Source organism: Fibrobacter sp. (assembly GCA_012523595.1).
Lineage (GTDB): Bacteria > Fibrobacterota > Chitinivibrionia > Chitinivibrionales > Chitinispirillaceae > JAAYIG01.
Genome location: JAAYIG010000235.1, coordinates 1 through 7846, shown reverse-complemented (window position 1 = coordinate 7846; position 7846 = coordinate 1). Strand labels below are relative to the sequence as shown.

5 protein-coding genes and 1 pseudogene are annotated in these 7846 nt (G+C 46.4%); 3 read left to right on the top strand and 3 right to left on the bottom strand.

The features are described from left to right. Positions 1 to 29 precede the first annotated feature (29 nt). A complete protein-coding gene (locus GX089_16585) occupies positions 30 to 458 on the top strand; it encodes a prepilin-type N-terminal cleavage/methylation domain-containing protein (GenBank protein NLP04113.1) in 429 nt (142 codons plus the stop codon). Positions 459 to 548: 90 nt separating this feature from the next. On the opposite strand, the gene GX089_16580 is transcribed toward GX089_16585, so the two are convergent. Continuing rightward, on the bottom strand, positions 549 to 2282 hold the full coding sequence (locus GX089_16580) for a CBS domain-containing protein (GenBank protein ID NLP04112.1): 1734 nt from the start codon (positions 2280 to 2282) through the stop codon (positions 549 to 551). Between the two features lie 380 nt (positions 2283 to 2662). Here GX089_16580 and GX089_16575 point away from each other — a divergent pair, with 380 nt between their 5' ends. Next, a complete protein-coding gene (locus GX089_16575; GenBank protein ID NLP04111.1) occupies positions 2663 to 3355 on the top strand; it encodes an rRNA pseudouridine synthase in 693 nt (230 codons plus the stop codon). Here the strand turns inward: GX089_16575 and GX089_16570 are convergent. Further along, a complete protein-coding gene (locus tag GX089_16570; protein NLP04110.1) occupies positions 3352 to 3717 on the bottom strand; it encodes a response regulator in 366 nt (121 codons plus the stop codon). The two genes, GX089_16575 and GX089_16570, sit on opposite strands and share 4 nt — an antisense overlap. Before the next feature lie 9 nt (positions 3718 to 3726). Next, entirely contained in the window at positions 3727 to 6699 is a 2973-nt protein-coding gene (locus GX089_16565) for a PAS domain S-box protein (GenBank protein NLP04109.1), read from the bottom strand. Positions 6700 to 7145: 446 nt separating this feature from the next. Here GX089_16565 and GX089_16560 point away from each other — a divergent pair. Beyond that, a pseudogene (locus GX089_16560) lies at positions 7146 to 7846 on the top strand (hypothetical protein).

Here is a 7846-nt window from a genome sequence, read left to right as displayed (position 1 = left end):
TTATGAATTGTATATCTTAAGGAGGAATTATGAATCGCAAAGGTTTTACACTGATTGAGCTGATGGTCGTTATTGTAATTATTGGTATCCTGGCAGCACTGGCAATCCCGAAATTTACCGATGCTTCAGCGAAGGCGAAGATGAGTGAAGCTCCGCCTGTTCTGGCAGCATTTGAAAATGCACAGTTTGCATGTATCGCCGAAACAGGAGATGTTGGTGGTGAAAAAGATATAGTTTTCAAAAGCGATAACACCAGCAAGTGGTGGAATTATACTTTTGGTAGTACTAATGGGGTTTTCGTTGCTACTGCCAAGAATAACATGGGAGACTTTAAAAAAGACAACTATCTTATGACAACCGTTACAAGCGATAATGGTGGAACAGTTAAACATACTTCCGATGTTGAAGACGTAGCCAACAAATACCTTCCTAATTTTAATGCTGAAGCGGCTAATTAAAACTATAATCAGCCAAGCTTATGGCCCCCCCTTTACGGGGGGCCTTTTTTATCAAGTCCTCAACAGCTCCAAAAACTGATTTAAAAAAGATCATTCCGCAACCGCTGCCTGAGCACGAAGAAGGTCATGGATTGTCAGTATTCCCACCGGTCTGGCCTCTTCCGAATCAGTGATTATCAGAAATCCATGAGGAGAGTTGATAAAGGTATCCGCGGCTTCTTTTACTGTGGAGTTGATCCCTGTGATACAGGCGCTGGAAACAGAGGGTTTTTCTCCACTTGACAATGCCAGTTCGATCGACTCCCTTGTAAGTAACCCGGCAACCCTGTTTTCTATGGTAAAGGGAAAACACCGGTAGGGTGTAGAGGACACTATCGATTTCAACTGGTCAGGATCAAGAGAATCAGCTATGACCGGATTGGGGTTCATGATATGGGAAACCGGGAGATTCTGCCAGCTTAAAAGATCTCTGGGCGGCTTTATCTTAATCAACTCATGTCCGTCCTGTAAAAGCAGAGCATCATAGAAGTTGTGTTTCAAGCCGGCCAGACGGGAAACGAGCTGGCAGATGAAAGCACTTATTATAAGACCCGGGACAATCTCAAACTGGTGGGTCATCTCGAATACAATCAGCGTTGAAGTCAATGGCGCCCTTATCAATGCTCCCAGACACGCGCTCATCCCTGCAGTTGACAGAATCAGAAAGTCGGAAGAGCTGATGGGAAGCCAGAAAGATGCCACACCGGACACAAACGCCCCGCTCATCCCGCCTATAAACAGAGATGGCGAAAAGATCCCTCCGCATCCGCCGAAACTGTAGCTTAAAATTGTCGCCGCAAGTTTTCCCACCAGCAGTATCCCTGCTATCCACCACACGATTCCGTTTGCAAGTGAATCAGAAAGATCGCCATAACCCAGTCCGAAAATTCCTATCTTGCCGGTGGAGAGAAAAACCGATATTCCAATTATCCAGGTGAAAAATCCGCCAATGCAGGGGTTGAGCCATTTTGGAAAGAACCCCGGACTGGACTTACGCAGCCCCTGGCGTATGCTGAGAGTTGTTTTCTGAAATATCACAGCGAGTAAAGATGCAATGATGGCGACAACAGGAATAAGCAGGTAATTAAACCAGGTATCACTTTCAACATGCGGGAGAGAAAATGCGGGCTGTTTACCGATCATGGCATAGACAGTCAGCGCACCAAAAAGAGAGGCAATTAATACACGCCCAAGATAGCGGGTGTTCAGATCATTTATGAGTTCCTCAATGCAGAAAGTTATTGCCGCAAGAGGGGTGTTGAAAGCTGCCGCGAGTCCGGCAGAGGCACCGATAGCTGTCGCTGCCCGTCGCTGGCGCTTTGCCGTCCCGGTAAGTCCGGAGAGCCATGATGCTATCCCGCTGCCGAGAAATACTGTCGGACCCTCTCTTCCGAGGCTGAAACCTCCGCCAATACTGACTATCCCGGCGATAAATTTTACTACCACAGCTTTAAACGGAATGTACCCAAGCTCTTTCCAGTACGCTGCTTTTGCCTGGGGAATGCCGCTTCCTGCTGCATCAGGGACCACCTTCAGGAGAAAAGACACTATTAAAGAGGAGACCATGATAAAAACAAAGCTCAGGATTAAAAAAGTCACAGTGGAAGAGGAGCAAATCCTGATATAAAGTACTTTATACAGGGCATTTGAAAGGAGCATGAAAAGCACTGCACCGGATGCGGCTGCAAGGCTCAGGAGTGTGGTCTGAACAGTTGTCCTTATGTTTTCTGGTAATCCGGAAATAAGACCAAGACTGCTTTTAAGGCTTTCTTTAAAGAAATTCATTTTGATTCGGTTTGGATCGGCAGGACCTGCTAAGGGAGAAATGGAAGTAAATAATCGAATTTTTACGGTACAAAAATACTTTCTGATTTTATTATCTTCCAGTTACTTATCATTTATTAAAAAGCATTGGTGCTTTTTAGCTCTGAAAGTGTAATTAGCTGCACAGGTTGAAGGCCTTGGGGGAGAAAAGAGAGATATCCGGATAAATTCAACTATTTTATTGGGATCTAAATCGTATATATAAGAAAGGGAATTATCCAGTCCTTTCAGGGCTGTTTTGGATGGATGTGTGATGAGGGGTAAAAAGGTTTCGATACCGATACCGATGCCGAGCAGAGGGATATGCAGTTTACTTTTGGTTGCAGGGAAACAGGAAAAACATGCTGAAAAGGCTCGATCAGATTCTGGCCAACTGCGGCTACGCAACCCGCAGTGAGGCCAAAAAACTGATAAAAAAGGGATCGGTTAAAGTAAACGGGAGTGTGATAAAAGATCCCTCTTTCAAGGCGGAACCGAAAACTGTGCTGTTTAAGGATGAACCGCTGGATTTTCCAGAGGGACTCCTAGTCATGTTCAATAAACCATCAGGATATGTCTGCTCCCATGACTCAGGCGAGGGGCCCCGTATCTATGATCTACTTCCGGAAATCTGGCTTTACCGCAATCCGATTGTGTCAAGTATCGGGAGACTTGACAAGGATGCAACCGGACTGATTCTTCTCACAGATATCACTGAGCTTATCCATGATTTTACCTCACCGAAACGGCACGTTGAAAAGACATACCGGGTGACAGTTGAATTACCGATCGATGAGAAAACAGCAGATATTTTTTCATCCGGACAACTGATCCTCAAAGGCGAGGAAACGCCCTGTCTTCCGGCCAGGCTCGAGATTATAGATGACCTCACGGCTGATCTCACAATCACCGAAGGCAGATATCATCAGGTAAAGAGGATGTTCGAGGCGGTCTCAAACCATGTTGTCTCACTTCACAGGTGGCGTTTCGGGCCCTTTACACTGGGGGATCTTGGTGAGGGATGCTGGATAGAGGCCAATTATCCTTCAGTTTAACCTCTGTTAAGCATCTTTCGGACATACTCCAGAAGCTGATTATAGTCTGATTTGGAAACGATAGCATCAGCCCCGGCAGAGAGAGCAGATTGTTTATAAATTTCGATTTCATGGCCTGTTACTACAAGGATACTTGCCGCTTTACTTTGCGGCTTTATTCTCCTTATAAGCTCGATTCCATCCATGCCCGGAAGTGAAATATCAACCAGAATGAGGTTGGGATCAAATGAGGGGATCTCTATAAGCGCTTCTTCCGCTGTTTCGCTTTCGCCAAAAGATTCAATCTGAGGAAAATTTTTCTTCAACAGACGCTTGAGAATAAATCTCATATCAGCATTATCTTCAACTATATAAGTTTTCATCCAAATGCCTCAGCAATTCTCGTTTGGAATGATCAGGATGCATGTTGTGCCCTTGCCGATTGCACTGTTTACTATAAGCTGACCACCGAAAAAGCCCAACCTCTCCCTGATGCTGAACAAACCAAGTTTCGACTCTGACCTGTCTTTTCTGAGTGTTTCCTCTGTATCAAACCCCCTGCCATTGTCACTTACTTTTATTTCCAGTTTTTTGTCTTCACATTTCACATCAAGCTCAGCTTCCAGCACACCTGAATGCTGAACCACATTGGCAAGCAATTCCCGAACCATCTGTGTCAGCATAAGCTGTGTTTCACCTTTTATCAGTTTTACAGCACCACTTATGCTGAACTGTACATTCAACCCGTAACCAGTCCGCATATAGTTAATCAGCCAATCTAATGCGGTATCGAGACCCTGGGATGGCAGGATGGGAGGGTTTAGCTCTATGGAAAGAGATCTGGTTGTGTTAAGCGCCTTGTCGAGAATCGAGAGGCTTTGTTCAACATCCTCATTCTCCTCACACCTTCCTTCCTGGGCATGACCTCTTACATGTTCTGAAATAAGCATTCTTGCTCCGAAGAGAAGCTGCTGGAGATTTTCGTGAAGAATGTAGGAGAAGCGCTTTCTTTCCCGTTGCTCAGCCAGAGTCAATGCTTTGGAGAGTGCGCGGACCTGCTCTGTTCTTTTTGCAACAAGGTTCTCAAGATCCTGGTTCAATGCCTTCAACTGATTTTCACTTTTTTCCTGAGCAAGCTGAGCCTCCTTGCTGATATCGATGTTTGTGGCTGCCCCGTACCACTTTATTATCTCTCCCTTCTCATTGCGTACCGGGATGCCCCTGGAAAGATACCAGTGAAATGTGCCGTCGGCATGTCTGATCCTGTGCTCGATCTGGTAAATACTTCCAGTCTCCACCGAGTGTCTCCATGCCTCCACTGTTGCCTGGGCATCATCCTCGTGTATTACAGGCTCCCATCTCCATACCCCATCCAGGCCTGGAGATATCCCGCCAAAATCCCTGTATTTCTCATTGTAATAATCCACTGTGCCGTCAGGATTGGCTGTCCATACAAGCTGAGGCATTGAGTTTGCCAGATCCCTGAAACGCTTCTCACTCTCCCGGAGTTTTTGCTCAGCCAATCTCTGCCCGGTGATATCGGTGTTTGTTCCAAACCATCTGATAACCTTACCCTGGCTGTTTTTTATTGGTACTGCCCTGGAGAGAAACCATCTGTACTGGCCATTTTTCCCTCTCAGGGGAAAGGTATCTTCCCAGAAAATTCCCTTTTTAATACAGTTTGTTATCCGTTCAGAGACTCTCTGGATATGATCGGGATGGTTAAATTTCATCCATCCCCATCCCTTTACTTCATCAAATGTGGTCCCGGAATAGTCGTACCATCGTTTGTTGAACCATACAATCTCTCCATTATGATCGGCCATCCAGGCAAACTGCGACATGTTATCAGCCAGATTCCGGAACTTTTCCTCGCTTTCGCGGAGGGCTCTTTCCGATTCAACCGCAGCGGTAACATCCTGCCACGCGATAGATAATTTACCGTTGAGATTCGAAACTCTTACGTTGAGAATGACACCTTTGCGGTAAATGCCGAAAGGCGCACTTACCGGGTAAGAATTAAAGGATACAGGTTCTCCGGTTTTAAGAACATTCTCAATCTGAGGCATACTGTTTTTCCTGACATCAAAAGGGAACAGGTCGTTTACACTGCGTCCAATCATTTCATTATACTGCATTCCGGCAAGCCGCAGAGCGACTTTATTTACATATTCAAACCGGAAATCCACCAGACGTCCTTCTTTGTCGTAAATGGGATCCAGAATCGCATATGCATCGAGAAGATTGTCAACTGCACTCCGGAAGCGATCTTCGTTTTTCTTTATCTGCATCTCCCTGTCTTTCAGGATTGCGGCCATGGTATTGGTATCCCTGATCAGGTTGTTGAATTCATTGAGGCCGGTGGAGGGTTCGATGGCACCGAATTCTCCTCTGGAAACATTCTGTACATGATGTTCTACTAAAGCAAGTGAACTGGAGATGGATCTTACAGTATGTATGGCGGTAAACAACGCCACACCGGCTATTACAGCCGAAAAAACGAGGATGAGGAGCAGGGGAAAAAAGATGGGTCTGAAGAATTTTGCCTGCGATTCTGCACATCCTGCTACCCATCCAAAACCCGCTATCGGCACCCTGACGCCGATTCTCCGGCTGTCCTCCTCTACCGGAGCGCTGAAAAAGCCGGTAGCGGTTTTTCCTTGAAGAGCCTGGGAAAGGAGGCGGTCTCTGTCTTTCCAGACCATAGCCGAATCCAATGGGATATAAATATTCTGGTTTGTAAATACAAGGGTTCCCTTGCTGTCAAAAAGAGTCATATAGCTGCCTGGTTCTCTTTCGATTGACAAAGCCAGTTCACCCATACTGTCGGCCTGAACAGATGCAGTAACTGCAAAGTCAAGCTTACCCTCGGCTGTGCTGAAACCTCTTGCAATTATGAAACCGGCGATATTTTCCGTCCTGAACAGGAGAAAATCACTGACAGCAGTTGAATCTCCAGTTTTAAGCTTCTGGAAATACTCACGATCTGCCACATTGGTTCCAATCAACTCCGGGCGGCTGCTGAGGGTGATCTCGCCGGTGGAGTCTACGACCGAGAAGAGCCGTACTGATCTGTACAGGTCCTGGTTTTTCTGCAGAAATCTTACGGCCTCATCGCTTGTATATGGATGCAGCCCTGAGAGGGCATTTCCGATGGAACTCTCCTGGCGGAGCACATCCAGTACAAATGTCTCAAATGTGAGGCCGATGGAATGGGCGAATTCAATGCTGGAATTTATGCCTGAACTATACCGGTTTTGATACCATAGTGCTGCAATAAGGATTTCCAGCACAATCATGACCGAGACAATAGCTGCAACCAGTATCAGGAGCCGTGAACGGAGGGATGTTTCGTTTCTGCTCATGTTATATAAGGAAAAAGCATCTGTTGATCCGGGTAATCCGCGTTATGATAAATATTAGAGGGATGCAAAAAGGGTGCCTTGATCAGGATGACAGGCTATGATTTAAAACAGATTTCTTCCCGATTATTCGCCTAAATGACAAACGCGAATATTGTGAATGCTGTCAGTCAGGGCAGCTTCATGGTACCGGGCATAATCCGGACATTGTAACCTCAATCCGGTAATTCCATGCTAACACGGCAGGTCTAAAACAGCCCGTTCAGAACAGAAGCTTATTCTGAACATCTCTGGTTGCATCATATAATCCAGTCATTTATAATTTCAATATGGGATCTGTGTACCTCTCCAGACAGCTTTTAATGAGAGCACTCTGTTGTGCATCATTTGCTCTCTATTGCACTGACCAAGTTAACAGTACAATACCTACTATCAATGACCCCAACCAGGGTCCCCCGGCTGGAAATCCCGATGGAAACAGTCCTGTACCTGCGGGGGCGGGGCTGGAGGATGTTTCATCACCTGACCATGTTATCGGAGACGGGACACCGGGGAGTTGTACCGGGGAGGCGTTTATCGATGCGGTTGCAAAAGGGGGGACAATAGTTTTTAATTGCGGACCGGAACCGGTGACCATTACTCTCAACAGGCCGGCAAAGGTTTTCAATGATGCCAATCCTGATATTGTAATAGATGGTGGAGGGCTTGTGACACTGAGCGGAGGAGCCAAGACACGGATCCTGTACATGAACACCTGTGATCCTGATCAGCACTGGACTACATCACACTGCCAGAACCAGGATCATCCACGCCTCACAGTACAGAATCTTACCTTCAGCGATGGTAACGCGGTCAATATCTCAAATGAGAATGAATTGGGGGGCGGTGGAGCTATCTGGGCAAGGGGAGGCCGGCTCAAAATTGTCAATTGCCGTTTTTTTAACAACCATTGTGCCTACACCGGTCCAGATGTCGGCGGGGCAGCGGTGAGAGTATTCAGCCAGTACAACGGATTACCGGTGTATGTTGTCAACAGCACATTCGGAGGGGCTGAGGGATTCGGAAATGTGGGTTCAAACGGCGGGGGAATAAGCAGTATCGGTGTATCATGGACTATCATAAATTGTCTCTTTTCTTATAACCGTGCAAC